Origin of the sequence: Actinotalea sp. JY-7876 (assembly GCF_014042015.1) — a bacterium.
GTDB lineage: Bacteria > Actinomycetota > Actinomycetes > Actinomycetales > Cellulomonadaceae > Actinotalea.
In genome coordinates, this window is record NZ_CP059493.1 from 389,784 (window position 1) to 414,424 (window position 24,641).

Genomic DNA, 24,641 nt, shown 5'->3' on the forward strand with positions numbered 1-24,641 from the left:
CCCTACCTCCTCGGTCGTCCGGACGAGACCTTGCCGACACGCACTGCCTCGACTCGGGCGATCTCGCGTACGCCGGTCCCCTGGATCGACAGCTCGAGGTGCATGCCCGCGAGCGCGGACGCGACGCCAGCGGCGACGGCGCTCGAGTCGACCTCCGCAGCGACCATGTGCGACGACTGCGCTCCGACCTGGTCCGCGCGCGTGACGACCAGGCCGAAGCGGTTCGCGACGTCCCCGAGGACCTCCGTCGAGCGCGGGCGCTTGTGGGGCGAGAGGGGGATGTACGCCTCGCCCTGGGTCTCCGGCTCAGCCCAGACGCGCATCGTGCCAGCCGGCAGGATCTGCGCGCGGTGGTCCTCATAGCGGGTGCCGCCGTTGCCGAAGAAGTCGATGCCGCCGTTCGCGCGGTTCGCGTAGAACGGGTTGTTGGCGCGCAGGTCGGCGGTGATGACCACGTTGTTGTTCGCCAGGGTCGACTTGAACCACGCCAGCTGCCGCTCTGCCGCGGTGGTGTCAAGGATCGCGCGGGTGGTCGACGTGTCGGGGATCGCGAGCACCGAGTCGACGTACTGCCACGCCGCTTCATCGGTGAGCCCGAACTGCTTCGCGTTCTCGAATAGCGCTTGACGCGAGCCCTCGAGGGAGGCGTTGAACTGCTCGACGGATCCCGTCTCGTCGAGCAGCGCCGTGGCCCGCGCCATGCCCGCTCGCGCCAGGCCGTCCAGCACCGCCTGGTTCGCCGCGCCCTTCTCCGTCGTCGCGTCGAGGGTGGTGCCATTCTCCTCGAGCGCCGCGGTCACCTCGCGGATTTGCGCGTGCCACTCCCTCTCGGCGGCGCGCGCGTCGAGGGTGGGACCGTTGAGGTCGTCGAGTGCGGCCGCGAGGTCGTCGATCGCCGTAGCCGCGTTCGCAGCGGCCTGCTCTCCGACGCCCAGCTCGGCGTTGAGCATCTCCGTCGACGACGTGGCCGTGTCGGTCACGTCCGCCGCTTCGCCGAGCGCCTCAGCCTCGCGCTGCCACTCCTCGCGTGACGCCTCGAGTTCGGCCCGCTGCCCGGGCATCTGGCGCGACAGGAGGTCGGCGGCGTTCTGGCGGCGCACCAGCTCGTCGGTGAACAGCGCCGAGTCGGTGGCGGCGGCCTGCTCGGCGGCGCGCTGCTCCTCGACCGCCTCCGCGACGTAGCGCATCGCCCCTGCGTTGCCCAGGGCCGCGTCGGTGACCCGGTCCAGCTCGAGCCCGAGCTGCTGCGCTGCCTCGAGCACACCGCGTTCCTGCAGGCGCAGGACGGTCTGAGCGCGGGTGTTGTCGGTGATCGCACCGGTCTGCTTGTCCAGGGACCGCGAGAGCGCGTCGACGTTCTGCTTGATCTCGCCCTGCTGCTGCAACCAGAAGGCGCCGGCCGTGACGGCGCCCGCGATCGCCAGGCCCCACGGACCGGTCAGGATGCTCGTGAGCCCACCGATCGCCTTGCCGGCCGACGACGAGCCGCCGTGGAGCGCGTCGACCGTGGTGCGCAACTCGTGCAGCTTCGGGATCGCGATCGCCGCGCCGCCCACGATGCCCGTCAGGCCAGCCGCGGCCGCCCCCAGGTTCGCGACCCACTCCTGCGCCGTCGGAGGCAGCGCGCCGAACCCGACCGCGAGCTGACCCACGCCCTCTGTCGCGTTCGCGACCGCGGGCAGGAAGATCCCGCCGATGTCGATCGCCGCGTCGTTGATCTGGTTGCGGGCGATCTCGAGGCGGGCCCCGGTCGTCTCGTACCGCTTCCGGGCCTCCTCGGTCAGTGCGCTGTTCTCGCGCCACGCTCCCGACGAGGTCTCGAGGGACTCCGTCACCAGGTCGCCGGCGAGCGCAGCGCGGCGCAGGGTGTCAGCGACGCGGACGTCGGCGAAGCCGAGCTCGTCGAGAGCGGCTGTGGTGTTGCCGCCCTCGTCCTGCATCCGGCCCAGACCGGAGATGAACTGGTTGAGGGCGCCGGCGGCGTCCTTGCCCCAGCTGGCGGCGAACTCCTCGGCCGAGACGCCGGCGATCTGCGCGTACCGCGCGACGGTGTCTGAGCCGGAGTCGATGTCGTTCTTGATCTGCAGCATGACGCGGGAGATCGCGGTACCACCAGCCTCCGCCTCGATGCCGACGGACGAGAGAGCGGAGGAGTACGCGAGGACCTGGTCGGTGCTCATGCCGACGGTGCGGCCGGCGCCCGCGATGCGCAGCGCCATCGAGACGATGTCGCGCTCGGTCGAGGCGCCGTCGTTGCCGAGTGCGACGATCGCCGAGCCCATCTCGTCGGCCTTGTCCGCGCCCTCGCCCATGATGTTCGCGAGCTGGGCGATCGAGGTCGCGGCCTCCTCCGACGAGAGGTTCGTCGTCTCACCCATGTCGATCATCGTCCGGGTGAAGGCGGCGACGTCCTCGCGCTTCACGCCGAGCTGACCAGCGGCTTCCGCGACGCCAGCGATCTCCTCGTGCGTCGCTGGCAGGACCAGGGCGAGGCCGCGCAGCTCGCGCTCGAGGGCGGCCATCTGCTCAGGGCTGCCGTCGATCGTCTTGGAGACCCCGGCCCACGCCGACTCCCAGTCGATCGCGGACTTCGTCGCCAGGCCGAGGCCGATCGCGATCGCCGCGGCGACGCCGACCATCGAGCGACCGGTCGCGGCCATCGCGTCGGCCTGGCGACGGTTCGCCTCGATGACCGCGGCAGCGCGCTGGGCCTCCCGGGCCACGTCCTCCTGCGCGGCCGACATCTGCAGGTTCGCCAGACGGCGGGTAGCCCGCTCCGCGGCCTTGGTTCCCTCGTCGTAGAACTCGGAGAGGATCCGGACGCGCACGTCCCGGGAGCGGTCGGTCACGGCTCACCTCCGCTCACGACGTGGGGACCAAGAGGGGAGGTGGGACGTCGCCGGGCAGGCGCTAGCCGCTGTTGGCCTTGCGCTCGGCTGTGCACCGCGGGCATGACGCCGACGTGCCGCCAGCGAGGTGGATGTGCGCGCCACGGACCTTCGCGGCCTCGTCACCCGCCGCCCGGTCACGCTCGACACAGCCCGAGCACACGTTGATGTGCACGTGGCGGGGCCCTTCGTCGGGATGGGTGCCGCACGAGGAACAGCGCCGCGCCTCGTACCCGGACCAGGCCAGGGCGGCGTCCTGGTCGTCCTGCTCCCAGCGCAGGAACGCCGACAACGGGATGCCGCGGGGCCCGCAGTACGCCATCCGTGCGGCGAACAGCTGGTCGCGGCTCAGTCTTTTGGGAGGGCCGCCGCCGGGACCGTGTAGTGCAGGCCGGTGAGCAGCTCGAAGTACAGCTGGTCACGCTCGCCGCTGCTCCACGACGTCGTCTTCGGGTCCAGCTGCTCACGCCACCACGCCTCGTCACGCAGGGCCTCGTCCTCCGCACACTCGGCCGCGAGCGCGGCGCGCAGGGCGTCCCGGTCGGGCTCCTCACCCTTGCTGTGCTCGGCGATGAGCGCCTCGAGGTCGTCCGGGCGCAGGGCCCGGAAGGCGACGTCCTCGAAGTGCTGTGCGACGGCGGCGCGCGCCGCCGCCGCGGCCTCCTGGAGGGCCGGCAGGTCACCCGCGCGCGCGGGTCGCGCCTGGGCGGCGAGGAACTCCGCGTCGGCCACGGCGGCGCGTCGTCGGTCCTCGGTCGGGTCGGAGACCAGGACCGGGATCACGACACGCCGCCGAGCCTTCGCCGCGAGGCGATCGCGGATCGAGCTCATGCCGCGGCGGGGACGGGGATGTCGACCTTCGGCGCCCGCGTGATCGTGAAGCCCACCGTGAGCTGGTGCGCGGCGTCCCCGACGCTGCGCACCTTGCCCACCGTGTTCACCCGGGCGGGGAAGACGTCCGACGGCGACGCCGGCACGTCACCACCGTCCATGAAGACCACGTTCCCGTTCATGCCCGACGTGAGGACCTTGCGGACGTCGTTGCCCTTCAGGTCCGCGTAGAACGTGATCGAGGAGTCCGCAGCGGTCTGCCGGCCCGGGATGCTGCCCGTGAACCGACGCTTGATGTCCGGGGTCGCGATGCTCGCGCCGGTGACGGTCCACCCGGACAGGTCCGCGAGCTCGTCGGTCAGCTCGGTCCCCGCGTCGAGCTCGGCCCGGGTGTAGACGAGCGTCGCCGCGGCGGCGATGAGGGGGACCCAGAAGACGCGCGTGATCTCCGGGGCGAAGAACCGCTCGGCGAGCGGCAGGGGGGTGGCGGGTGCCATAGCTCTACTCCTTCTCGGTGGTGGTGGACGAGTCCGTGCCCGGGTCGTCCCCGTCCCCGCCAGGCTCGGCCGGGGTGCTGGTGGGCCCGACGCGGATCCCCATCGCGGCGAGCGCCTCGGTGATCTCGTCGTGGTGGCGGTGCTCGGGGAAGCTGGCCAGCTCCGCCACGTCGACCAGCAGCGGGTCGCAGCCCCGCAGGGCACCCGTGTCGCCGACGTAGAGGGCCGGGCCCTGGTGGGCGGCGTCCTTGAGGTACTGCGTCGCCTCGGCCTTCGTGCGCGCCAAGACCAGCAGCGTGCGCGGCGCCGGCCGCTCGACGTCGCCGGCGACCTCCCAGCCAGCCGCGCCGGTCCAGTGCTCGAGCACAGCCTCCGGGCAGTCGAAGGCCGCCTTGGTCTCGGGGTGGCGGATCAGGGTCATGACGTGCCTTCCTGCGCGGGGATCACTTCGTGAAGCCAGATGCGGTGAGCGCCTCGTCGATCGCGGTGTTCGTCGCCTCGACGAACCGCTGACCGGTCGCCTTCGCTGCCGGGCGCACGTACGGGCGGGCCGCCTGGGAGACCCACTCCGCCCCGCGGCCAGCGCGCGCGAACACCGGGTGGCGGAAGGAGTCGTGCACCATGCCCTCGTAGACGCGGGCGTGAGGAGCGATCGCGGTCGACGCGACGACGGTCGCGCCAGCCGCGCGGGCCCCGAACGACGTCCGTAACGACAGGGCGGCCGGGATCCGCGAGGACCACCGGGCATTGGCCTGCGCGACACGCAGCGTCTCGCCGCCGGCCTCGCGGACCTTCGGGCGCACCGCCCGGCGCAGGTTCGCCGGCAGACGGTTCAGGTCGGACGCGAGCTTGGTGAGGTCAGCGTCGCGGGACGTCACAGCAGGCTCGCGCCGACGATGGAGAAGAAGACGTTGCAGAGGGTGCCCTCGGAGTCCACGACCGGTGTCCACCGCATGTCCGGGCCGAGCGCCGCCCGATCCCACGCCCCGCCGGTGACGTGAGCGTCGCGCAGTGCGCCGTCGATCACCACCAGGTGCTCGGCGCAGCGGGTCCGCGCGCGCCTCACGCTGCCGTCGTCGGTGTCACCCGACGCGACCGTGAGGAAGCAGCGGACCTCGAACTGCTCCTCGAACCGCGGCCGGCCCATGCCCTGCGAGCGCTCGAGCGTGGCCTGGTACCCGGGGGAGTCCGTGGCCTCGGAGAAGCCGACGCACAGCGCCTCCTGCAGGATCACACCGATCGTCGGGCCGTCAGCGACCTGCACCTCGTCGGGAAGGGCGTCGCGGAGCAGCTCCAGCAGCGCGTCGACGACGCCGGGGATCCTGGTGATCGTCGGGCCGCTCACGCGAAGCCCCCGACGCGCTCGTAGGGGCGCATGAGCTCGGCCGCGCGAGCAGGGACCGCGAAGCCCTGCGGCGGGGCATCGGACCCGGGCATCTGGCCGATGCGCGCGCCGCCGTCCGCGCTGCCCTGCTGCAGCTTCCACAGGTGCGCTGCGACGATGAGCACGGCCTGCTCGAGTGAGGCTGCGGCGGTGGGCGGAGGCGCGGCCGGCGTGGCGGTGACACTCCACTCGCCCGAGAGCGCGCGCGGCACATGCACGATGCCCGCATCGAGGTCGACGTCGAGGTCGCTCACGGGGATCTCGGTGCCGTCCGGTGCGGTGACGGCCACCACGGCCTCCCAATCGACTCCGGGGAGCAGGAGGGCCGTCGAGCGCGCACGGACGCGGTACACGCGCTCCTGCGGACTGAGGGCACCCACCCGCGCCTCGACGATGCCGATCGCGGACTTGAGGACCCGGTCGAGGTCGGGGGAGCCAGCCGCGGGGTCGTTGTCGGTCATCCGCAGCCAGCGCTGCAGGTCCGTCACCGTCAGAGCCACTTGGGCCTCCTCTCACCGCACCCGTGCGAGGGCGGCGCGCCGCCCGACCCGAGGGCCGGGCGGCGCGCCGTCGCGATCAGGACTTCTGGCCCTGGCCAGCGCCCGACGTCGCGTGCTCGTCGCCGGCGGACTTGTCGGCGCCCGCCGTGTGGCCCTGGTCCGACTTGCGGTCGTCGGCAGGCTCACCGCTCGCCGCCTTGGCCGCGGCCCGGGCGGATCCGCGGGGCTGGCGCGGCGCCGACTCGCGCTTGTCGTCGCCGTCGTCCTTCGGCGTGGTCTTCGCGTCCTGGGCGTCGAGCTTGGCGAGTGCCTTGATCTGGTCGTCGACGGCCTTCGCGCGCTCGTCGAGGCCGCGGGTGACGTACCCGCGCTTCTCCTCCTCGAGCGCGGTGCGCAGCTCGCTGCGCTCCTGAGCGGCGGCCTCGCGTGCCCGCGCGGCCTGCTGGTGGTTCCGTGCCATGACTGATCCCTCCTCGGGACGTTCGTGATCGGGGGTACGGCCGGAGCCCGCCACGACGTACGGCGGCGACGGGCCCCGGCGAGCGACCTCAGAAGGTCGGGGCGACCAGGCCGGTGCCGGTGATCTTCTGGTGCACGGCCTTCGGCGAGCCCTGCGAGTCGACGACCCGGTCGAAGCACGCCGCGAAGTACCCGTACACGACCAGGTCGATGCCGAGCTTCTTCGTGTTCGGGCCCGTCTCCGCGCGGATGAACAGCGGCGCGGCCGGGTCCTCCCACAGGTGTGCCTCCTGGCGGGCGACCACCACGACCGCGTCCTCGTTGGTGCCCACCCCCAGGCCCTTGGGGAGGTTGTTGTCCGTGACGACCGGCCCGCCGTTCGGCAGGTAGCCGCGGACCCCGTTCGGGACGGCGTACCCGTTGCCCTCGGAGTTGCCGAAGCCCTGCGGCACGCCCGGCTGGGCGATGAAGGGCTTCTTGTCCGTGACCTCCCCGCTGAGCCACGCCCAGCGCCGACCACGCATGAGGGTGAAGACGTCGTCCTCGTCGGCGTCCTCGAGCACGTCCTCGACGTTGGCCGCGGCGCCGAGGATCTTGCGGTACAGCTCGGCGGCCGTCGGGTCCGCGTCGGTGTACGTGATGGGGTTCGCGACCGCGAGGAGGCCCCACACCGGGGACGTGATGAGCATCTTGTCGAGGTTGACGTCGTAGCTCTTGAGCAGGTCCTCGAAGACGATGTCCTCGGTGCCGAGCGAGCGCTCGACGGACTGCCGCGAGATCGTCTGCGAGCCGGCCGCCGTGCGGACCTTCACCGAGATCAGCTCGTCGTCGTAGTCGTTCTCGGCCACCGTGTCGAGCTCGTTGACCTGCTCTGCGACCTCCGCCATGGCGGTCTGCCGCGGGATGTACACCGTCATGCCGGTGTCGGGCAGGTTGTGCTGGCGGCACTGGTCCGCGAACCGGCGACCCGGGCGCCCCTTCGGGGCGTACATGTCGATCAGGTACTGCGGGACCACCAGGCCCGGCGCGCCGCCGGTCGTGACAGCGCGCGCCAGCTGCTCGCCGCGCTCGACCCGCTCCTCGGCCATGTGCTGCTCGAGGCGCTGGCCGGCCTGCCGGTTCCCGAGGAAGTCGGCCGCGACGTCGGACAGGAACCGCAGGCCCTGCGGGTCGGTCTCCGGGGCGTACGTGCGCTTCTCGGTGACGACGGCGCGGTCCTTCTCGCCGCCGCGCGACTCGGGCGCACCCGAGGGCGTGTGCTCACGCTGCAGGCGGGCCGCGGCGTCGTCCGCGCGCTGCTCGTCCTCCAGCTCGGTGAGCTTGGACCGCAGCGCGGTGATCTCCGCGTCGAGGCCCGCCTTCTTGCCGCGGAGCTCCTCGACCTTCACCTCGTCGACGCTGTCGGCGCCGCGGAGCTCCTCGAGCTCCGTCGCGTACTGGTTGCGCAGGCTGATCCGGGTGTTGACCTGCTCCCGCTGCCGCGCGATGAGCTGCTCGAGCGTCATCGTGGTACTCCACTTCTGCCCCGTGGGGCGATCGTTGATGAGGGGTTCCCATCAGCGACAGGCGGTGCCCGGCCAGGCGTGTTGCGCGGCAGGCCCTTACGCGACGCGTTCGGGTGGGGGTGGTCGGCTCAGACGAGCTCGACCAGGCGCGTGTCCTCGAGGGAGACGAGGTCACGGCCACGCTGGGGGAGAGCGCCGGCGGGCTCGAGCCGCGAGCGCAGGACGGTGAAGGCCTCGCGGGCGGTCTGCTCGTCGAGCGAGCGGACGACCTCGAGTGCGTCGCTCGAGCGGAGGCCGGCGCCGACGGTGAAGGGGTTCGCGCCGTAGGCGACGATCGCGACGTCGCCGCGGTGGATGTCGTACTCCTCGATCCGGTACTCGGTGTAGTCCGGGGACCAGATGCCGCGCACGATCCGGAACATGAAGCTCATCTCGTCGATGAGGCCGGCGCGCAGCTTGGGCGCGATGTAGGCGACATCGGCGTCCGTCGGGTCGAGCGCCGGCGCGTCCGTGCGCAGGCCGGTCTCGTCCTCGCTGAGGAGCAGCGTCCCGTTCGACGTGCGCGCGATCCTGCGCAGCGCCGAGTGCTGCAGCACGAGGGGGACGTCCAGGTCGGCGCGGGCGAGCGACGACGCACCCGCACCGGCGGAGACGACCTCGGTGTACGGCCCGTACCAGTCCCACATCTCGTAGCCGCGCTCGTACACCGCGGCGTACCCCTCGAAGCGCAGCGACCCGCCCTCGGCGTCGGCGGCGCGCAGCTCGAGCCGCTCAGCCGGCGCGGAGACCCACGCACGAGCGCTCTGTTCGGGCGCGCACCGGCGCTGGCCAGGCCGGTCCGCGCGCTGGGCGACCGCCTGCGAGCGCTCACGGCCCGCGGCCGCGATCTGCTCGACGAGCTCGGTGTCCATCAGTTGCCTCCTGAGGTCTGCGGCTGGTTGGGCGTGCGGGCGGGCCACAGCCGCTCGAACTGCGCGTAGTCGGCGTCGGAGAGGGGCAGGAGGTCGTCGATCGCACGGACCTGGTCCGGCGTGCGGGTGCGCGAGTCGATCTGCGCCTTGAACAGCTCGGCGCGCGACTTCGCGTCCATCGCGAGGATCACATCGCGGTTCAGCTTCACGAACTGCGACGACGGGGTGAGGCGCTCGAGCGCGTCCTCGCGCCGCTTGACCGGCGCGCCCAGGTTCATGATGAGCAGCTGCAGGTTGCGCTGGGTGATGTTCGCGTAGTTGATCGTCGAGGAGTTGACCGCGACGTCGACGAGGTCGCCGGGCACACCGTAGAAGCGCGCGAGCGCGACGTCGGAGTACTGCATCTGCTCGATGAACGCAGCCTCGGCGGCCTTGGCGGAGATCGCGTTGTAGGACCAGTCCTTGCCCGTGACGAACGGCTCACCGGCCCGCGTCGAGGCGAGGAACCGGCGCTTGGTCCGCTCGGCGTTGAGCGGGTCGAGGACCTTCTCCTCGTTCTTGAGGATCGCGCTCGGCACGGCTCCGTTCACGAACCAGTCGACCGCGAACTCGGCCGCGGCCTGCGCGCCGGCGAGGTGCAGCGCGGCGTAGGCGACGGGGGACAGGCCGATCGGGACGCCGGCGACCGTGTGCTGGCGCTCGTGCCAGATGTGCCGGGTCTCGTGCTTCTCGCCGTTGATCCGGTACTCGGTGATCCGGCCGCCCTTGACGCGCATCGTCACGTCGTCGAGGGAGACGAGGTCGATCTGCGCGGGCAGCCCGAACGCGTCGACCTTGCGGATGACGCCGATGTTGTTGCCGCCCCGGTCCAGGCTCATCTGCCCGGAGTACATCCACTCGGCGATCGCCATCGGGTGGCCGTCGGCGACCTCGGTCGGGTTCACGAGGACGGGGGGCGTGGACACCGGCACGTTGATGCCGGCGGCCTTCGACCGGCGGTACACGTCGATCGGCATCATCGAGATCAGGTCCGCGCGCAGCCGGCACGACGCCCACACCACCGACTGGCGCAGCGCCGACGTCGACGTCACCGCGGGGCCGCCAGAGCGGCGCAGAGGCCGGTCCCCGGGCGAGACGTCCCCCAGGGACACCGAGCGGCGCAGAAGGCTCACCGGGCGCTCCTGCGGGTCCGGCGACGGGGCGCCCGGTCGATCACGTACGACACCAGCAGCAGCCCGCCGCCGGCGACCGCGAGCGCGGCGGCGAGCCCGAGCATGACGCCGGCGAACACCGCGGCCGCGGCCACCAGGGCGAGCAGCCCGACCAGGTCCAGCAGGTCCGTGAGGCTCATGCCAGCGGCCTCCTCACTCGTCTGTCTCCGCGCCGCCGTAGGTCGACTCGTCGGGGTCGTAGTCGTCGCCCCAGAGCTGCACGAGGACGTGCCGGGCGAGCGTCACCGCGTACAGCGGGGTGATGTCCTTGAGCGACTTGCCGCGCCAGAACGTCCACGCGTCCCCGGTGTAGCGCTTCACGGCCGAGAACAGTGCGCCGTCGAGGACCGAGTCGCCCATGTGCTTGATCAGGCCGGACAGCGCGTCGTCGTAGAGACCGCCGCACGCGTCGACCTTGTCCCGCAGCGACAGTCGCTGGACGATGAAGCCCTCGCGCTCGAGGTCCTTCTCGAGCGCCCCGGCGCCGCCCTGCCCGTCGATCGCGACGACGTTGCCGCCGAGCAGGCCGCGCAGCTGGACCAGGCGACGGACCGCCCAGTGCGGTGGGCCCTGCTCGTGGTCGATGACCTCGAGGTGCGCCCGCGCACCCGGTGTCTTCGCGGCGAAGCCGATCGACGTCCAGTCGCGCTCCGGGGCGACGTCGACGCACCACACCGGCTCCCCGGTCCAGTCCGCCTTGTCCTCATCGACCTTGAGGTCGTTCCACGCGAGCCGCGGGATAACGGGGTCGGGCACCTTCGCGCTCGGCCACCAGCCGAGGTAGGCGCGGTCGAACTCTTCCGGCTCGTGCTCGAAGGACTCCATCGCGGCGCGGATCTTCGCCTCGGTGATCGTGTACCCCAGTGCCGGGTGGCAGGCCCACCACGTCGCGGGGTCCGCGCGGTCGGCACCGGCTGGCGCCGCGTACTCGATCAGCGCCGTGCGCGAGACGCGCTGGTGCAAGGGCTTGGCGTTCTCGAGCTGCACGCGAGCGCGGGCCGCCTCGAGCTTCTGTCGCAGGTAGACCGACGACGCGTCGCCGGCGGCCGACGCGATGTACAGCTGTGCGTCGGGGATCGTCGCCATGGCGGGTGTCATCGCCTGCTCGATGCGCGCGTCCGGGTGAGCGAATGCCTCGTCGATCGCACCCTTGTGCAGGGACGGACCGTGACCGGAGGTCGACTTCACCGAGTCGATGCCCCAGGTCGCGCCGTTCGCGAAAGAGATCGCCTCCTGGCCGTTCTTGCCCGAGAGCCCCGGCTTGCCCGTCCTGCGCCCCACGCGCGGGTTCAGGAAGCTGCGTAGCGGTGAGGCGTTGATCGGCTCCCAGAAGTCGGCCTCGAGGCGCCCAAGGGCCATGAGCCGGTTCTGCGCGGTGTAGCGCACACGAGCCTTCGGCTTGAACAGGCACGTGTCGGTGAGCTCGGCGCGCAGGAGCGTCGTCTTCCCGCACTGGCGCAGCACCACGAGCAGGATCTCCTGGTACCACGGAAGCCCGGTCTCGGGGTCGATCTCGTGCGCGATGTCTGCCGCGAGGCGCTGCCACGGCATGAACGGGGTGCCGAGCCGGCGGCCGACCGAGGCGACGCGGCCGCCACTGGTCTCGCGCTGTGGGTTGCGCTCGGTGGCGTAGAGCGGGACAGCCTCAGGCCTGCCAGCCCGAACCACCCGCGCCGCCCTCCTGCGCGATGTCCGCGAGCATCGCGGCCGCGTCCGCCGCGAGGTCGCCCTCGCCCTCGTCGTCGTCGTCTCGTAGGCCGGCGAATCCGAGGAGCGCGAGGCGCTGCAGAACCTCGAGCTGCCGCAGCTGCACCGGAGAGACGAGGTCGAGGCGGTCGAGCGTCCCGATCTGGTCGAGCACCCGCGCGTTCAGCCGTCCGATGCCCACGAGGTGCCGGCGGAACGCGACACGGTCGTCCGGCTCGCGCAGGTCCTCGAGGAAGGCCTGCTCGAGCGGACCGGCCGGCGCCGTCATGTCCAGCGAGCCCGCCGCCGCCACGGGGGCCGGTGTGGGCGTCGTCGACGCGCTCTCCCCGGGCGCGTCCGTGCGCTCGACGGCAGCCTTCTGCCGCGCGCGCCAGCCGCGCATGTACTCGCGCTTCGCCGCCCGGCACACCTCGCACTTGCACCCCTGGCGGTACCCGGACCGGCCGTGGTTGGTCACCTCACGAGCCATCCGCGGCACCTCCGATCACACGCCGTAGGGCATCACCTGGGGAGAGCCGTGGGGGGAGAGAGAACGGGCAGTGCGCGGGTCGCCCGGCCGATCTGCCCTCAAGAAAAAGTGCCGCCGACCTGCGGGAACGCTCAGGACAGGTCGGGCGGTGGAACCGCTCGGGACCGAGGTCGAGGCGGCGTCGGCACGCCTCTGCGCCAGCCCGCGTTGCACCCGAAGTGCGCGGGCCGCAGGTTCCACGGTGCGGTGGGGTGGCCGCCGTCCTCGAGCCGGACGATGTGGTCCAGGCTCGGTCCGTGCGGATGGTTGTGCCGCAGCCCGAACAGGATCACGCGCTCGAGCTCGGGGTAGAGGCAGACGGGCCGCTCGCACAGCGAACCGGGCGGGCACAGCTCCTTGACCAGCCGACGCCACACGCGGCCCTGCCGACCCCGGCGCGGATCCCACTCGTGGAGCGACGGCATGCTGCCCCCCAGCCCTGCACGGTCCTCGGCTTCGGCCGCTCGAGGCGGCACGTCGTTGGTCCGATCCGGTGCGCGAGCTGGGGTGCTTGTGGGCGGGGCCGGCTACGTCGGGCCGCACGACGCTCCGATGACCCGCACCCCCGTGCGGCCCGCCGACCCCTTGCACCCGCGCGGTGGCGGGGCGACCTGCGTCCCCGAGCGTCGCCACCCGGGAAGCACGAAGGGCCCGGCCGCTTGGCCGAGCCCTGTCCGTGGGCATGACGTACCCACTGCGCGCGAGGCTACGTCGGTCGGGGGTCGCCCGTCAACACCGGCTCGCCCTGGGTCCTGTCCTCGCACTCGGCCGCGAGGGATGGCACAGCGTGGGCGCCGCGCTCCGGGTGGCACCGACAGTGCCAGTCCGACCGACCGTGGCCTACCCGGACAGCGTCACTCACCGGCGGCGCTCTCGTAGACGAGCCCGGTCAGGATCCTCGGCAGCCCCTCGTCACGAGCTCGCGACGGCGTGCGGCGTGCGACACGCGGCTCGTCTAGCATGGCCGCGGTCGCGAGGCGGACGTGCTCACCGAGCACACCGATCGTCGCCGCATCCCACGCGGACCCGCAGCGCCGGCAGATCGCGGCGAGCGGCTCGATGACCACCTGCAGCCCGCCCACCTGAGCGCAGACCATGCACGGCACGTTCGGCTTCATCGGTGCGGTGGCCCAGGTCGTCGTGATCCGAGCGTGCGACCACCAGCCGAGGACGTCGCGGTCGAGGTAGCGCAGGTCGTCGTCGTCGAGCTCGTGCGCGCGCGAGGCGATGAGGCGAAGGTCCGCGGGCAGCCTGGTCGAGTCGGCGCTGAACGCTCGAGTCACCCACCACCGGGACTGCCGTCGCATCGTGCGCAGCGTGTCAGCCGCGTCGAGGCTGCCCGGAGGGCGCGACTCGTGGCCGGTGCTGCTGCTCGTGCCGGCCGTCGAGCCGCCGGCGTCGCGGGCGAGCTGCTCGACCAGGGGCGGGTGCACGACCGTGTGCGCCGTCGGGGCCAGGCGCACCTTCGGCCCGTAGCCGAGATCGGCGAGGTAGCCGAGCGCGTCGAGCGCCACCCACTGCGTCCCGACGGTGGTCATCGGCTCAAGGAGGTCCTCGATCCGGTCGGTGATGCGGGCGGTGCGTGAGGTGCGGGCGTCGGTCGGGGGTCGGGTGTGCGTCGTCATCGGGTCTCTCCTCGGGGTCTGGTCGTGCGGCCGCCGCGGCGGCCCCTGCGGCGGCGGCCGCCTGGCGGCGGCGCCGCCTCCCTGCCCTCCCCGTCCAGGCCCTCCCCGACCCGACCCGTCCCGTCCCGTCCCGGTGTTCCCGTCGGCTGCACCCAGGCGTCCTGTCGCGTCCTGCCCGGGCCTGGCAGGTCCCTGTCAGGAGCGGTCGGCGCATCGGCGGGTCGCACGCGCTGGGGTGCGGGGTCCGCGGGCCGCGCGCTGCCGGGTCGCACACCATCGGGTGCGGTGTCCGGGCGCTGCAGCGGGGTGCCGGGCTTGAGGTCGGCGATGGACTCGTCCTGCAGCGGCGGCGGCGTGAGGCCGTGCTCGGCGAGCAGCGACGCGTAGCCGTTGAGCCACTTGCGGGTCGAGCGGGAGTAGTACGGGTGACGCGGCGCCGGCAGGAGCGGCAGCTCAGCGTCGGCCACCTCGAGCGGTCGATCGCCGCGAGCGCTGTTACAGCTCGAGCAGGCGACGACCGAGGTGTCGGGTGAGGCGGGTTGGCCGGGTGGGCGGTGGTCGTAGGTGCCGGCGAGCTTGCCGGTGCGGGCGTTGAAGTTGACGACCTTGCCGCAGTAGCGGCAGGCGTCGCCGTCGCGCATGCGGATCAGGACGGTCACGGCGGGGTTGCCGTTGTCGGCGCGGCGCTGCTTCTCCCACGCGATGACCTCGGCCGTCTTGATGTGGACGAAGTCGGGGTCGTTGAGCAGCTGAACGACGCGGCGCCCGTCGACCTCGACCGGCGTCATCAGCCCGGATGGCTCCGCGAGTGCGATCAGCCGTTCGGTGCGGGCTCGGGTGCCGCCGATGAGGCGCGCCGTCGCCATGGTGACGATGTAGTCGGTGGCGTGGGGGTGCTGCGCGGACTGCGCAGCGACCCGCATGAAGAAGCCGAAGACCTCGTCGACCGAGCCCTCGTCGGCCTCCGGGTGCTCAGCAACCTCGAGCAGCGCCGGGTACGTCGCTGCCGTGTCGCCAAGGCGGAGCCATGCCACAGGGTGTTCCTCTCGATCGGTGCTGGTGTGACATCGGGCGGAGAGCCCTCACGGCGGATGTCACGGGTCGCGAGCGCAGGCCGGGTGCATGGTGTAGGTCGCATCGCGGGCGGCCAGGACACCGTCGAGCGGGTGCCCGCACTCGGTGCACTTCGGTGCCTCGGCGCGCGCCCGGCCCGAGGTCTTCGGGCAGGAGCGGGCGTGCTGGCGGTACAGCGGCTCGTCGTCCGGCACGGTGTCGTGGCCAGCGACGACGACGGCCACGGGCTTGCCCCGGACTTCCGAGCGGTACACCGACCCGTCCTCGCGCGGCAGCGGGTCCAGCGCAACGCGCTTCCCGGTCGCCGTCGTGACCACGCGGATCGGCCAGCCGCAGTCCGGGCACGCGGTCGTGCCCGGCACACGCCACAGCGTCTGCTCAAGCGCGCCGAGCGCCTGCGACCACGTCTCGACCGACGCGTCCCGGTCGAGGCCGGCCGCCTTGCGTACGAGCTTTCGGCGGCCCGCGTCGGCGACGGTCCCGCCGACGAGCGTCAGCTCGAACGGCTGCAGACCCAGGTGCGCCGCCGCGGCCGCGAGCGCGTCGGCCTTCCGACGCCGGTTCGTCTCGGCGTACTTGCTGTGGCTGTAGTCCTTCGCCGCCGTCATGCGGCGTCCATGCCTGCGGGCCGCAACACGGGACTCAAGGGACGCCTCGGGTCCGCCGATGACAGGGAGGTGGGCCCCGCATTCATCGCCGCCGCCGGGGCGGTCCTGGTTACGTTCCTCGTGCATGGTTCTGCCTGGGGCCGTGACGGTCGCCGTGTTGCACGTGCGAAGCGCGATCTTGAGCTCGTCGCCGTCATGGAACCGGGAGCAGCGCGGGACCGGCTGCGCGTCCATGCTGAGCGCGAAGTGACACAGCTAGTCGCCTGGCGCGAGGCGCGGACAGGGACCGCGCCGTGGCGAGCGAAGCGGGACATAGCAATCGCGCGGAACATCGCCCTGGTGGGGATCGCGGGCTCCGCGTGGCTCGTCACCTTCGCGGTGGTGAATCCGGACATGTCCGAGGACGCAAGGATCGTCTCCGCCATCATGGCCGCGGTGCTGTTGGCCATCGCGGTGACGGCGATCGCGCTCACGTGGCGGGCGATCCGGGTACTCGAAGCTGCGGAATTGGACGAGGAGTAGCGGCTCACCGGTCACCCCGTAGGACCGTGATGGCGCGCTGCACCTCGTCGAAGAGGTACGCCGAGCCGCCGGTGTCGGGGTGCGTGTTGCGTTGCGCCAGGCGCGTGACCTGCGGGCGGTACGCGGGGTCCTCGAGGAGGCGGCTCGTGGCGGTCGCGAGGGAGTCGCCACGCAGGTCCGGCCACGCGGCCTTCGCCAGCACCTCGGCCGCCGCCGCGCGGCTCATCGGCGCGTTGGTGACGATCGCCGGGCCACCGCCGATCTGCCGGTAGCCGCGGTACTGCTCACCCGAGCGGGCGGCGCCGTACCGGTCGACCGCCCGGAGCGCCTCGAGCGTGAGCGCGACGGCATACACGTTGTGCTGCCACGGCGCCTGCAGGCCCTTGGTGCGGTACGACGGCGCACCCGCGTACTGGTCCGAGCGGTAGAGCAGCGGGCCGTGCTTGGAGTCGAACGCGACGATGACGGCCGGGCTCTCGACGCGGGCCTGCGCGCGCAGGGTCCCGTCGAGGCGCAGGTCCTGCTCGCGGACGTCGACCTCGATCACCAGGCCGGTCGCGTCGAGGTGGTTCAGCTCGCGCTCGAGCAGGTCGCTGGCCTGTGACCAGGTCACCTTGAACTGCGACGTCGCGCGCTCTGCGGGCGCGCGCAGCCACGCGCGGTCCGACAGGGGCCGGGTCGTGTACTTCACCACGGGGTCACCTCCGGGCGCGCGAGCTGGCCGTACAGGCGCACCTGGAGGCGGCTCGAGCGCGCCGCCGCGGAGTCCACGTAGACGCCGCCGAGCTCGGCGAGCAGGTGCCGGCCCGCCGTCCCGTCGCCCTGCGCGAGGGCGGTGCGGTCGATGTCCCGCAGGACCCCGCTGCCGGTCTGGACCAGGGCCATGCGTGCGGCGTGCATCTCCGCGCGCGACGTCGCGGCCGCGCAGGCGAGGAGCGCGTCGGTCGAGCTGAGGGCGGTCACGAGGTGGCCCCGGACGCTTCGGCCTTCCGCCGCAGGGCGACGAGAGCGGAGGCCAGGTGCTCGGCGTCCGACGGCTCGCGTCCCGTCGCGCGCAGGATCTGCGCCGCTGCGACCGTGTCTTCGAGCGGTGTCCGCGGGATCGGTGCGTCGAGGTCGAGGAGCGCCTCGACCGCAGCGTCGATGTTCGCCGTGTTCGCGAGCTGCAGGAGCACGTCCGCGTGGCACGACGCACCAGCCACGCACCAGCACGCGAGGTCCTTGCCCGCGAGCGCCGGCAGGCGCGTCAGGAGCTCGCGGTGGCGCTCGACCTCGTACGCGATCGAGCGAGCCGGCAGTGAGAGCCACAGGCGGAACAGGTAGACCGCGTGCTCGGCGTCCCGGACGGTGCCCCAGCCGAGGCCGTTCTCCTCGCCAACCGCGAACGGGTTGCCGAACGGGGTGCTGCGGTCGACCTTGACGGTGCCGGGCGGCATACGCCAGCCCTTCTTGCGGGACAGGCGCACGCGCCTGGGCCCGTTCACGATGCGCGCCGCTCGGCGCGGGCGGCGCGGGCGGCACGCGCGCCGCCGGTCTCGCCGATCTGCAGCGGCTCGTGCTGCAGGAGCAGGTGCACGAGGTCCCTGCGGCCCGCTCGGAGCAAGCGCCGCTCGAGGCCGTGAGGGGTTGTGCCGAGCCGACGCGCGGCGTCGCTCATGCCGACGCCCCACGAGACGAGGAACGCGGCGTCCTCGATCACGACCTCGATCGGCACGGTCGCGACGCTCACCGGGCACCGCCCATGAGGCGGGCGACGGCCCGTGCGAGCTCGATGGCGCTGATCGCGGACACCGGGACATCGCGGCCCACGTCGAAGCCCGCGCGAGCGAGCGCGTCGGTGATGAACTCGACACCCTCGTCGACCGTCATCGGCTCGTCCGAGTCGGTCAGCGCCGGCTCCGCGACGAGGTAGGGGACGGGCTCGTTGAACTCGCGCATCGTCACCGCGGCCGCGAGCGCAAGGGTGGCGTGCACCTGCGCGGTCGCGACACCGTTCGCGACGTCGGCGTGGCTCGCGCGGCGGGTGTTGCGGGCGTGGTCGACGGCGCGGAGGGCAGCGTCGACGTGGTCCCGGTAGTCGGTCATCGGGGTGCTCCGTCTCTGACGACGTGGAGGGTGACGCGGGCCGTGCCGCCTTCCTCCGTGCGGAAGATCGCTTCGGCCTGCGCCCGGAGGTCGTCGACGACGTCGCCGGGGACCTCGATCGGCAGCGGGCGCATCTGGGGCTTGAGGATGTCGACCCACCACGCGTGCTGCTCGTGGCTCGACTCGTCGACGGCGGCCGTGTCGTGGCTCGCGTCCGGGTAGGCGGGCACGGATCCGAGGAACGCGTGGCCGAGGCGCACGAGCGCGCGGTGCAACCCGTGGCCCGGGACGAGGTTCGCGAGCGCGGTGACGCCGCCGGCGTAGGCCTTCGCGGCGGGCACGAACCGTGCGAGTGCCTCGAGGTTCAGGCGCGCGGTCGTCGTGGGTGCGTCGAGGATCGCGCCGGAGAGGGTGAGCAGCTCGCGCGGCACGTCGGGGTAGCGGTCCTCACCGGCGGGCACGATGCGGCCGACGGTCAGGGACTGCCCGTCGAGGATCGCGCCGACCTCGGTGAAGGTGACGCGGCTCGTGCCGACGTGGATCTTCATCGGCTCGTCGGCCCACATCTGTCGGGCGTCTGCGTCGGACGGGCCCTTGAACACCTGCAGGACCTTCTTGACCGCGTCGGCCGGCATGTCCCACGACGGGAGCTCCGCCTCCGTGTACTCGGGTCCCTCGACCCGGGCGAACGCGGACGTGCGGTGATCGGTGGCCCACACGAGCAGGGCGCCGGCGTCGGCGACCAGGCGGACACGGCCGAGGTTCGGCGTCTCCTCGGTCTCGCGACCCGCGTGGGGCAGGACGGCCGTCAGGGCGGAGCGCAGGTGGCCGCGGGGAACCTCGATCGTCGTCACGACGAGACCTCGTGCACGATGTCGAGGAGGTCGACGGCGGCGTGCAGGCTCGCCAGCTCCTCGGCGCGGACGGCGCGGGCCTCGCGCGTGTCGACGAGAATCTTCTCGGTCCGGGCGATCGCCTCGTCGAGGTCCTCGATCTCCTTGCCGACTCGCTCGATCTGGTGCTGCAGGGTGGCGGTGGCGGGGGCGAGGTCAGCCATGGTGGATCTCCTGTTCGGGGGTGGGTTCGAGGACGGCGAGCAGCTCGTCTGCGAGCGCGCGCAGGCGGGTGACGCGCAGGGTGGCGAGCTGGCGTTGAGCGGCCAGGAGCGCCTCGGTCGCGTCGACGACGTCGTGCAGCGCTGCCGCGACGTCGTGGACGGTGACATCGAGGACGTGCGTCGCCTCGAGGGGGTCGAGGGCGACGGCGTCTGCGAACGTCGGCGGCGGCAGGACGGGGACCGCGAGCGCGTCGGGCTCCACCCGCTCGGCAACCGCGTCGGCGTCGACGTGCCCGGCGCCGATCGCCGGGTTCGCGTCGGCGAGGTAGCGGACCGTGCGCGCGGTGCTCCTCGTCGCCTGGTCGCGGGGCTCGGGCCGGTGCCCGATCGCGTCCGGCCGGGCCTCGATGCCGTTGCGCGACATGACGCCCTGCACCTTCTTCGGGCTCACCCCGAGCTCGGCCGCGACCTCGGCCTGCGTGCGCTGCTCGTCGACGTACAGACGCCGGACCTTCGCGACGAGCTCGTCGTCGTCCTGTGTCCGGTTCTGGCCACCGGAGCGCAGCGAGCGGTCGTCGCGCAGCTGGACCCCGGCCCGGCGCAGCGCGTCACGGATCGTCTTGGGCATGCGCCCGTGCGCGCGGGCGATCTGCGGCGCCGACTGTCCCTCGCCGTACTCGCGCACGATCTCCGCGAGCTCGCTGGCGTCGAGCGTCCTGGGGCGGTCTGGCGGGACGGCTGGCGGTGCGGCCGACGTCGGCTCGGCGGGCGGGCTCGACAGCTCCGCGGGTGACGATGGGACGGTCGGCGGCTGCGACGGCGTGGGGTCCGCGCGGTGGCCCTTCGGGCGCAGCGTCACGCCCGCGGCCCGCAGGTAGTTCGCCACCGTCGTCGGCGAGATCTCGTACCGCCGCGCGAGGTCCGTCGTGCTGTCCCCAGCGAGGTACGCCGTGACCATCGCCGCGGTCCGCCGGGTCCGCTCGTCCACTGTGGGCCGCGATCGCGGTGCCGGCTTCGGCGTCGGTGAGGCAGGGCCGGGCGCAGGTGAGGTCACAGCAGGGGGGATGGTGGCCCCCGCTCGCTCACCTTCGTTGCCGGACGCCGTCGTGGTCCGGTCGCCGGCGGACGTTGACGCCCGGCCCTCGGTCATCGGGTAGTCCGCCGCGACCTCGCGAGCGCGACGCTCACGCTCCGCCTGGCCGCGGCCCTGCCTGCGCTCCTCGATGCGCTTACGCCACGCCTCGACGTCCGTCGTGCGCTCCTCGGTGGGCAGGTCCGGCGGTGCCGCGTTCGCGAGGTTGGAGCCGTTGCCGTGGCCAGCCGAGCTGCGCTCGAGGGTGCCCATGCGTGCGCCGCTCACCGGGTGCCCGCCTTCGTCGCGGCGTCGTCGACGGCCTTCACGAAGTCGGCCTCGACGTCGGCGAGCGTGTAGCCCCAGCGCTCGAGGGCCCGCAGGTGCAGGGCGACGTCCTGACGGGTCGTGACGCGCCAGTAGTCCTTCGGCATCTGCGTCTCGGCGCGTGTGGCGGCGAGCGCGACGAGCCGGCGCATCGCGTTGTGCGGGGTCGTCGCCTCGACCTCGCCGAGCAGCTCTTCGAAGACGGTGTTCTCGCGGAAGTCGCCGGCGTTCCCCGGGCGCACCAGCTGTGCGACGTAGACGGCGACGTCGGCGGGGAACTTGGTGCGCTGCAGGAACTCGCGCAGGAACGCTCGGCGCACGGACTCCGCCGCGACCGCGGCCTTGTTGTTCGTGAGGACCCGCCGCCGCTCCGCCGCGGCGTCTCCGGCCATCGGGCCCGACGTCGCACCCGACGCCGACGTCGCCCAGCGGCTGACGTGACCGATCTTCTTCCACTCGGTGCAGAACCACCGGACGTCCGCCTGGTAGGCGTGGTCGCCCGGTGCCGAGTAGTCGCGGTGGGCCAGCACGCTCGCGGCGTGACCCGGGCAGTCCGCGTGGTTCGTCACGGTGAGGCTCTTGCCGCCCGGCCGGTCCAGAAGCCGCTCAAGCTGCGCGTCCCACGGCAGCGAAGCGTCCTCGTCGAGCACCGTGGTGCCCTCGGGCAGAGACGCGATCGCCTCCTCGCGGACGGCTGTGAGGGCTCGGGCGGCGCGCGCGGCCGAGACGCGGTGCTGGAACGTGCCCGCGTCGTCGGTGTGCTTGAGCAGCTCCTTGGTGACCTCGGCGTTGTCCTCGAACTCCGCGAGCGCGGCGAGCTGGTCGAGCGTGAGGGTGGTGTTCTTCTTGAGCGCCTTCGCCGCGGTCTTGGACGCGGCGACAGCGAGCGCCGTGTCGACCACGGTGACGTCGACGCGCGCGCGCTTGGCGATCGACTCGGCCGAGCGGCCCATCAGCGAGAGCTGCTGGTACGCGGCCGCGGTCTCGCCGGCGGTGAGCGGCTGGCGCGCGTCGTTGGTCACGAGCTGGTCCCACAGCCGCGCCTCGTCGTCGCCGACCGGGGGCAGCATCGTGACCGGGACGGCGGGCAGGCCCTCCTCGAGCGCGGCGACGAGGCGGCGCTGCCCGTCGACGACGAGGAGCTGTCCGAGCGGGTCGCGCCGGCAGAGCAGCGGCACGAGCACGCCGTGCTCACGGATCAGCGCCTTGAAACGCGCGTCGAGCTGCAGGTCGGTACGCGCGTTCGCGTCCAGCACGAGCGTGCGGGGGTCGACCTCGACCCGCTCGAGCGACACCGTGCCGGTCGGCGCGGCAGCGGTCAGGGCGTCCAACGCGGTCGACGACGTCGTCGACGCCTCCGGGGCCGGGACCTCCGCCCGCTTGCGAGCGCGGGTCGGCTTCGCCGCGGCGGTCACAGCGGCACCTCGCCCAGGACGAGCAGCATGACCGCGGCGACGATCAGGGCGACCGTGATCAGCGCGAGGATGAGGACCGCGAGCGCCTCGAGCCAGCCGAGGTCGCGTGCCATCACCATGAGCCAGCCAAGCAGGAGGCCGGCCAGGATGGACGCGCCGAGCCACTGCCCGGCGCTCACCGCTGGCCCCAGAGGGTCGTGATGGGGAACGTGCCCGGGATGGCCCCCGGGCCGTCAGCCAAGATCAGGCGCTCGTCGTCCGCCGGGTTGAGCGCCGCCCAGCGGTGCGCGATGTTGTCGGCCGTCCACGGCTCGACGTCGAGGGCGCTGCCGTTGCAGATCTCGTCGAAGTGGTTGACCGCCTCGGCGAACTGCTTCCGGTCCTGGTGGCCGTACCCGGTGATGTTCGCGTCCTCGTCCTCGATGAACGGGAACAGGTGGAGGTCGTCCCAGCGGGTGACGAAGTCGGCCGGGATGGCGGCGCGCGGCGCGCTTTCGGCGCGAGCGGCGACGGTGAGGATCTTGCTGCTGAGCCCAGCGAGCGCCAGGCCCTTGTGGCCGGTGATGTGCTCGTAGGCGCACAGGGCGGTGACGGCGACGTCGAGCAGCTCCTGGGCGACGTCGTCGAGGGTGTGGGTGACGCCCTTGCGCGGGTTCTGGCCCGTCGCGCCGATGTATGCCGCGATGACCTCCCCGTGCTCCTCGCTGATCTTCGCGAGGCGGCCCCACGTGATCGCCTCGGGGTCGCGACCGGCGTTGCCTGCGTCGATCCAGAGGGACAGGGACACGAGTGCCTGGTGTGCGGCCAGGCTCACCTGGTGCGCCGTCTCGGTGACGGTCCTCTCGGGGTGCTGCTCGGCGATCGTGGGGGTGACGAACTGCCCCGTCTCGGCGTCGCGGTGTCGTTCGGTCGTCATCGCTTGTTCCGTCTCCGCTGGGTCATCGTGGCCAGCTGCTCGGCGGTGACCTGCTGGGGGCAGGTCTCGAAGTGGATGTGGTGGGGTGCCTCGATCGCGTCGTCGAGCGGGCGGTCGGGGGTGATGAGCCGCGCGGAGCCCTTGCCCTGCAGCACCGCGTAGTTCGCCGTCGCGTACCCCGACGAGCCCGGCACGGCCGGCGCCCGGTCGAACGGCAGGACGGAGCGGGGTCCGGTCCGCACCGGCCGGTCCGGGTCAGCCGCGGCCTCACGGGGCACATACGGGACCCAGATCAGCGGCGCACCGCAGATGCAGGAACGCGTCCGGGACCGGGCGCGGCGACGGGCGCTCACGGCCCCTCCCCGCGACGAGCACGGCGCCGACGGGTCTCGTTCGTGATGACGCCTGACACAGCGGCGAGCACCAGGAGGGCGACGAAGGTCAGCACACCGACGTCGAGGCCCGTGCGCACAGCAGCCGCGACGAGCACCGCCTTCGTGCCGGCCAGTGCCGCCACGAACAGGATCAGCAGCACCCAGCCGAGCAGCATCCAGCCCAGCAGCCGCGCCCGCTGGTAGCCGTCACGGCGCTCGTCGCGCCACATCACGGCGCCACGACCGCTCGAGCACGACGGGCGCCACCGAAGAACTGCGCCGCCCGGTGCGCCGTGTGGAACGCGACCGACTCCGTCGCCAGCCGGCGACGCAGCGCGGCCTCGCGCTGCTCCCCGAGCGCGATCGCGAGGCGGAGCCACGCGACGTCGGCCGCGGTCACCGTCGGCCCCCGCTGGTCGCCTCGATGAGGTCCATGAGGTCGTCGCGGGCCGCGGTCTTGTCGACGAGCTTTCCCCACCGGGCGGTCGCCGCGGCGACCTGCGGGGAGGAGGCGCCGTGGATCCGGGCGAGGGACGCCAGGCGCTGGTGCGCGGAGGCGACGAGCTCGTCGCGCGGCATCGTCGCCGCCGAGCGGATCGCGGTGGAGAGCTGGGCCATGAGGGGGTCCTTCCCGGGTCATCGGTGCCGGAGGGTGGAGGAGGGGCCGGGCCGCCGGGGAGAGACGGCCCGACGATCAGGGGGTGGGGTGGCTCTCGACGGGAGACGCGACGCCGAGCGGCGTGGGCCCCGTCGCGCTGGCGCTCATGCCGCGCTCGTCGTTCGTGGTCGGCGCCTCGAGGAGGGCGGCGGTGGGCACACCCAGCAGGGCGGCGATGCGCTGCAGCTCGTCCACGGTGAGCGCGCTGCGACCGGAGAGCTTGTAGGAGACGGCCTGCTGGGTCTTCCCGATTGCCTTTGCGATGAGCCGCTGCGTCACGCCATGCCGCGCCATCTCGGCCCGGACGTTGCCGGTCACAAACTCACTTGGTTGCGCCATGCCGAGATGTGTACCACCTGGATTGGTACAGGGTCAATCTGTGAAGGGACCGCTGGTGGGAGATTCTCCGCTGACACTTGTGGGCCACAAACGGTGTATGTACAGTCGTCCTCATGGCAGGAGACGTGATCAACCTCAGTGACGCCCGCGAGGCCCGGCCGTTCCACA

At 72.7% G+C, this 24,641-nt stretch carries 36 protein-coding genes; 1 reads left to right on the forward strand and 35 read right to left on the reverse strand.

The window, feature by feature from the left end:
- Nucleotides 1-2 precede the first annotated feature (2 nt).
- From H2O74_RS01930 to H2O74_RS02020, 19 genes are all read right to left on the reverse strand, one after another.
- On the reverse strand, nucleotides 3-2,849 hold the full coding sequence (locus H2O74_RS01930) for a phage tail tape measure protein (protein WP_182112885.1): 2,847 nt from the start codon (nucleotides 2,847-2,849) through the stop codon (nucleotides 3-5).
- A 61-nt stretch (nucleotides 2,850-2,910) separates the two neighbouring features.
- Nucleotides 2,911-3,210 carry a hypothetical protein gene (locus H2O74_RS01935; protein WP_182112886.1) on the reverse strand — a complete coding sequence of 100 codons (300 nt, stop codon included), beginning with the start codon at nucleotides 3,208-3,210 and terminating at the stop codon, nucleotides 2,911-2,913.
- 26 nt (nucleotides 3,211-3,236) lie between these two features.
- Nucleotides 3,237-3,719, reverse strand: a complete 483-nt coding sequence (locus tag H2O74_RS01940; RefSeq protein ID WP_182112887.1) for a hypothetical protein — start codon at nucleotides 3,717-3,719, stop codon at nucleotides 3,237-3,239.
- Complete coding sequence (locus H2O74_RS01945; protein WP_182112888.1) at nucleotides 3,716-4,216, reverse strand: hypothetical protein; 501 nt, start codon at nucleotides 4,214-4,216, stop codon at nucleotides 3,716-3,718. The genes H2O74_RS01940 and H2O74_RS01945 overlap by 4 nt, the downstream gene beginning before the upstream one ends.
- Before the next feature lie 4 nt (nucleotides 4,217-4,220).
- The gene (locus tag H2O74_RS01950; protein WP_182112889.1) at nucleotides 4,221-4,637 is read right to left on the reverse strand and encodes a hypothetical protein; all 417 of its coding nucleotides are present in this window, start codon (nucleotides 4,635-4,637) and stop codon (nucleotides 4,221-4,223) included.
- A gap of 22 nt (nucleotides 4,638-4,659) precedes the next feature.
- Nucleotides 4,660-5,094: an HK97 gp10 family phage protein gene (locus H2O74_RS01955; RefSeq protein ID WP_182112890.1), complete on the reverse strand. Its 435-nt coding sequence runs from the start codon at nucleotides 5,092-5,094 to the stop codon at nucleotides 4,660-4,662.
- Nucleotides 5,091-5,561, reverse strand: coding sequence for a hypothetical protein (locus tag H2O74_RS01960; RefSeq protein ID WP_182112891.1), 471 nt, complete (start codon nucleotides 5,559-5,561; stop codon nucleotides 5,091-5,093). The genes H2O74_RS01955 and H2O74_RS01960 overlap by 4 nt, the downstream gene beginning before the upstream one ends.
- The gene (locus H2O74_RS01965) at nucleotides 5,558-6,100 is read right to left on the reverse strand and encodes a hypothetical protein (RefSeq protein WP_182112892.1); all 543 of its coding nucleotides are present in this window, start codon (nucleotides 6,098-6,100) and stop codon (nucleotides 5,558-5,560) included. The genes H2O74_RS01960 and H2O74_RS01965 overlap by 4 nt, the downstream gene beginning before the upstream one ends.
- A gap of 76 nt (nucleotides 6,101-6,176) precedes the next feature.
- Entirely contained in the window at nucleotides 6,177-6,560 is a 384-nt protein-coding gene (locus tag H2O74_RS01970) for a hypothetical protein (protein ID WP_182112893.1), read from the reverse strand.
- Between the two features lie 88 nt (nucleotides 6,561-6,648).
- On the reverse strand, nucleotides 6,649-8,064 hold the full coding sequence (locus tag H2O74_RS01975) for a hypothetical protein (protein ID WP_182112894.1): 1,416 nt from the start codon (nucleotides 8,062-8,064) through the stop codon (nucleotides 6,649-6,651).
- A 128-nt stretch (nucleotides 8,065-8,192) separates the two neighbouring features.
- A complete protein-coding gene (locus H2O74_RS01980; protein WP_182112895.1) occupies nucleotides 8,193-8,975 on the reverse strand; it encodes an HK97 family phage prohead protease in 783 nt (260 codons plus the stop codon).
- The gene (locus tag H2O74_RS01985; protein ID WP_182112896.1) at nucleotides 8,975-10,147 is read right to left on the reverse strand and encodes a phage portal protein; all 1,173 of its coding nucleotides are present in this window, start codon (nucleotides 10,145-10,147) and stop codon (nucleotides 8,975-8,977) included. Before H2O74_RS01985 ends, H2O74_RS01980 begins: the two co-directional genes overlap by 1 nt.
- Nucleotides 10,144-10,326, reverse strand: coding sequence for a hypothetical protein (locus H2O74_RS16805; RefSeq protein WP_182112897.1), 183 nt, complete (start codon nucleotides 10,324-10,326; stop codon nucleotides 10,144-10,146). Before H2O74_RS16805 ends, H2O74_RS01985 begins: the two co-directional genes overlap by 4 nt.
- A 13-nt stretch (nucleotides 10,327-10,339) precedes the next feature.
- The gene (locus tag H2O74_RS01995; protein WP_182112898.1) at nucleotides 10,340-11,737 is read right to left on the reverse strand and encodes a hypothetical protein; all 1,398 of its coding nucleotides are present in this window, start codon (nucleotides 11,735-11,737) and stop codon (nucleotides 10,340-10,342) included.
- A gap of 94 nt (nucleotides 11,738-11,831) precedes the next feature.
- The gene (locus H2O74_RS02000) at nucleotides 11,832-12,362 is read right to left on the reverse strand and encodes a hypothetical protein (RefSeq protein ID WP_182112899.1); all 531 of its coding nucleotides are present in this window, start codon (nucleotides 12,360-12,362) and stop codon (nucleotides 11,832-11,834) included.
- A gap of 131 nt (nucleotides 12,363-12,493) precedes the next feature.
- Entirely contained in the window at nucleotides 12,494-12,826 is a 333-nt protein-coding gene (locus tag H2O74_RS02005) for a hypothetical protein (protein ID WP_182112900.1), read from the reverse strand.
- Nucleotides 12,827-13,255: 429 nt separating this feature from the next.
- The gene (locus H2O74_RS02010) at nucleotides 13,256-14,026 is read right to left on the reverse strand and encodes a hypothetical protein (protein ID WP_182112901.1); all 771 of its coding nucleotides are present in this window, start codon (nucleotides 14,024-14,026) and stop codon (nucleotides 13,256-13,258) included.
- On the reverse strand, nucleotides 14,023-15,060 hold the full coding sequence (locus H2O74_RS02015; protein ID WP_182112902.1) for a hypothetical protein: 1,038 nt from the start codon (nucleotides 15,058-15,060) through the stop codon (nucleotides 14,023-14,025). The genes H2O74_RS02010 and H2O74_RS02015 overlap by 4 nt, the downstream gene beginning before the upstream one ends.
- Before the next feature lie 60 nt (nucleotides 15,061-15,120).
- Nucleotides 15,121-15,708 (reverse strand): hypothetical protein, encoded by a 588-nt coding sequence (locus H2O74_RS02020; protein ID WP_182112903.1) that lies wholly within the window; start codon nucleotides 15,706-15,708, stop codon nucleotides 15,121-15,123.
- 69 nt (nucleotides 15,709-15,777) lie between these two features.
- Between H2O74_RS02020 and H2O74_RS02025 the strand changes: the two genes are divergently transcribed.
- Nucleotides 15,778-16,230: a hypothetical protein gene (locus tag H2O74_RS02025; protein WP_182112904.1), complete on the forward strand. Its 453-nt coding sequence runs from the start codon at nucleotides 15,778-15,780 to the stop codon at nucleotides 16,228-16,230.
- 4 nt (nucleotides 16,231-16,234) lie between these two features.
- Here the strand turns inward: H2O74_RS02025 and H2O74_RS02030 are convergent, their stop codons facing one another.
- The 16 genes from H2O74_RS02030 to H2O74_RS02100 form a co-directional block, all read right to left on the reverse strand.
- Nucleotides 16,235-16,921, reverse strand: a complete 687-nt coding sequence (locus tag H2O74_RS02030) for a hypothetical protein (protein ID WP_182112905.1) — start codon at nucleotides 16,919-16,921, stop codon at nucleotides 16,235-16,237.
- A complete protein-coding gene (locus H2O74_RS02035) occupies nucleotides 16,918-17,193 on the reverse strand; it encodes a hypothetical protein (RefSeq protein ID WP_182112906.1) in 276 nt (91 codons plus the stop codon). The genes H2O74_RS02030 and H2O74_RS02035 overlap by 4 nt, the downstream gene beginning before the upstream one ends.
- Nucleotides 17,190-17,714, reverse strand: a complete 525-nt coding sequence (locus H2O74_RS16450) for a DUF4326 domain-containing protein (RefSeq protein ID WP_220458002.1) — start codon at nucleotides 17,712-17,714, stop codon at nucleotides 17,190-17,192. Before H2O74_RS16450 ends, H2O74_RS02035 begins: the two co-directional genes overlap by 4 nt.
- Nucleotides 17,711-17,959, reverse strand: a complete 249-nt coding sequence (locus tag H2O74_RS16455; RefSeq protein WP_220458003.1) for a hypothetical protein — start codon at nucleotides 17,957-17,959, stop codon at nucleotides 17,711-17,713. The genes H2O74_RS16450 and H2O74_RS16455 overlap by 4 nt, the downstream gene beginning before the upstream one ends.
- Nucleotides 17,956-18,315: a hypothetical protein gene (locus H2O74_RS02045; RefSeq protein WP_182112908.1), complete on the reverse strand. Its 360-nt coding sequence runs from the start codon at nucleotides 18,313-18,315 to the stop codon at nucleotides 17,956-17,958. Before H2O74_RS02045 ends, H2O74_RS16455 begins: the two co-directional genes overlap by 4 nt.
- A complete protein-coding gene (locus tag H2O74_RS02050) occupies nucleotides 18,312-19,169 on the reverse strand; it encodes a hypothetical protein (RefSeq protein ID WP_182112909.1) in 858 nt (285 codons plus the stop codon). Before H2O74_RS02050 ends, H2O74_RS02045 begins: the two co-directional genes overlap by 4 nt.
- Nucleotides 19,166-19,372, reverse strand: coding sequence for a hypothetical protein (locus H2O74_RS02055; RefSeq protein WP_182112910.1), 207 nt, complete (start codon nucleotides 19,370-19,372; stop codon nucleotides 19,166-19,168). Before H2O74_RS02055 ends, H2O74_RS02050 begins: the two co-directional genes overlap by 4 nt.
- Nucleotides 19,365-20,732, reverse strand: a complete 1,368-nt coding sequence (locus H2O74_RS02060) for a hypothetical protein (protein WP_182112911.1) — start codon at nucleotides 20,730-20,732, stop codon at nucleotides 19,365-19,367. The genes H2O74_RS02055 and H2O74_RS02060 overlap by 8 nt, the downstream gene beginning before the upstream one ends.
- A complete protein-coding gene (locus H2O74_RS02065) occupies nucleotides 20,729-22,186 on the reverse strand; it encodes a ParB N-terminal domain-containing protein (protein WP_182112912.1) in 1,458 nt (485 codons plus the stop codon). Before H2O74_RS02065 ends, H2O74_RS02060 begins: the two co-directional genes overlap by 4 nt.
- Nucleotides 22,183-22,365 (reverse strand): hypothetical protein, encoded by a 183-nt coding sequence (locus H2O74_RS02070; RefSeq protein WP_182112913.1) that lies wholly within the window; start codon nucleotides 22,363-22,365, stop codon nucleotides 22,183-22,185. The genes H2O74_RS02065 and H2O74_RS02070 overlap by 4 nt, the downstream gene beginning before the upstream one ends.
- Nucleotides 22,362-23,102 (reverse strand): MazG-like family protein, encoded by a 741-nt coding sequence (locus H2O74_RS16460; RefSeq protein ID WP_220458004.1) that lies wholly within the window; start codon nucleotides 23,100-23,102, stop codon nucleotides 22,362-22,364. Before H2O74_RS16460 ends, H2O74_RS02070 begins: the two co-directional genes overlap by 4 nt.
- Nucleotides 23,099-23,344, reverse strand: coding sequence for a hypothetical protein (locus tag H2O74_RS02080; RefSeq protein ID WP_182112914.1), 246 nt, complete (start codon nucleotides 23,342-23,344; stop codon nucleotides 23,099-23,101). Before H2O74_RS02080 ends, H2O74_RS16460 begins: the two co-directional genes overlap by 4 nt.
- Nucleotides 23,345-23,451: 107 nt before the next feature.
- On the reverse strand, nucleotides 23,452-23,709 hold the full coding sequence (locus tag H2O74_RS02085; RefSeq protein ID WP_182112915.1) for a hypothetical protein: 258 nt from the start codon (nucleotides 23,707-23,709) through the stop codon (nucleotides 23,452-23,454).
- Nucleotides 23,706-23,876: a hypothetical protein gene (locus tag H2O74_RS02090; RefSeq protein ID WP_182112916.1), complete on the reverse strand. Its 171-nt coding sequence runs from the start codon at nucleotides 23,874-23,876 to the stop codon at nucleotides 23,706-23,708. The genes H2O74_RS02085 and H2O74_RS02090 overlap by 4 nt, the downstream gene beginning before the upstream one ends.
- Nucleotides 23,873-24,094: a hypothetical protein gene (locus H2O74_RS02095; RefSeq protein ID WP_182112917.1), complete on the reverse strand. Its 222-nt coding sequence runs from the start codon at nucleotides 24,092-24,094 to the stop codon at nucleotides 23,873-23,875. Before H2O74_RS02095 ends, H2O74_RS02090 begins: the two co-directional genes overlap by 4 nt.
- A 76-nt stretch (nucleotides 24,095-24,170) precedes the next feature.
- The gene (locus tag H2O74_RS02100; RefSeq protein WP_182112918.1) at nucleotides 24,171-24,473 is read right to left on the reverse strand and encodes a helix-turn-helix domain-containing protein; all 303 of its coding nucleotides are present in this window, start codon (nucleotides 24,471-24,473) and stop codon (nucleotides 24,171-24,173) included.
- Between the last annotated feature and the right edge of the window lie 168 nt (nucleotides 24,474-24,641).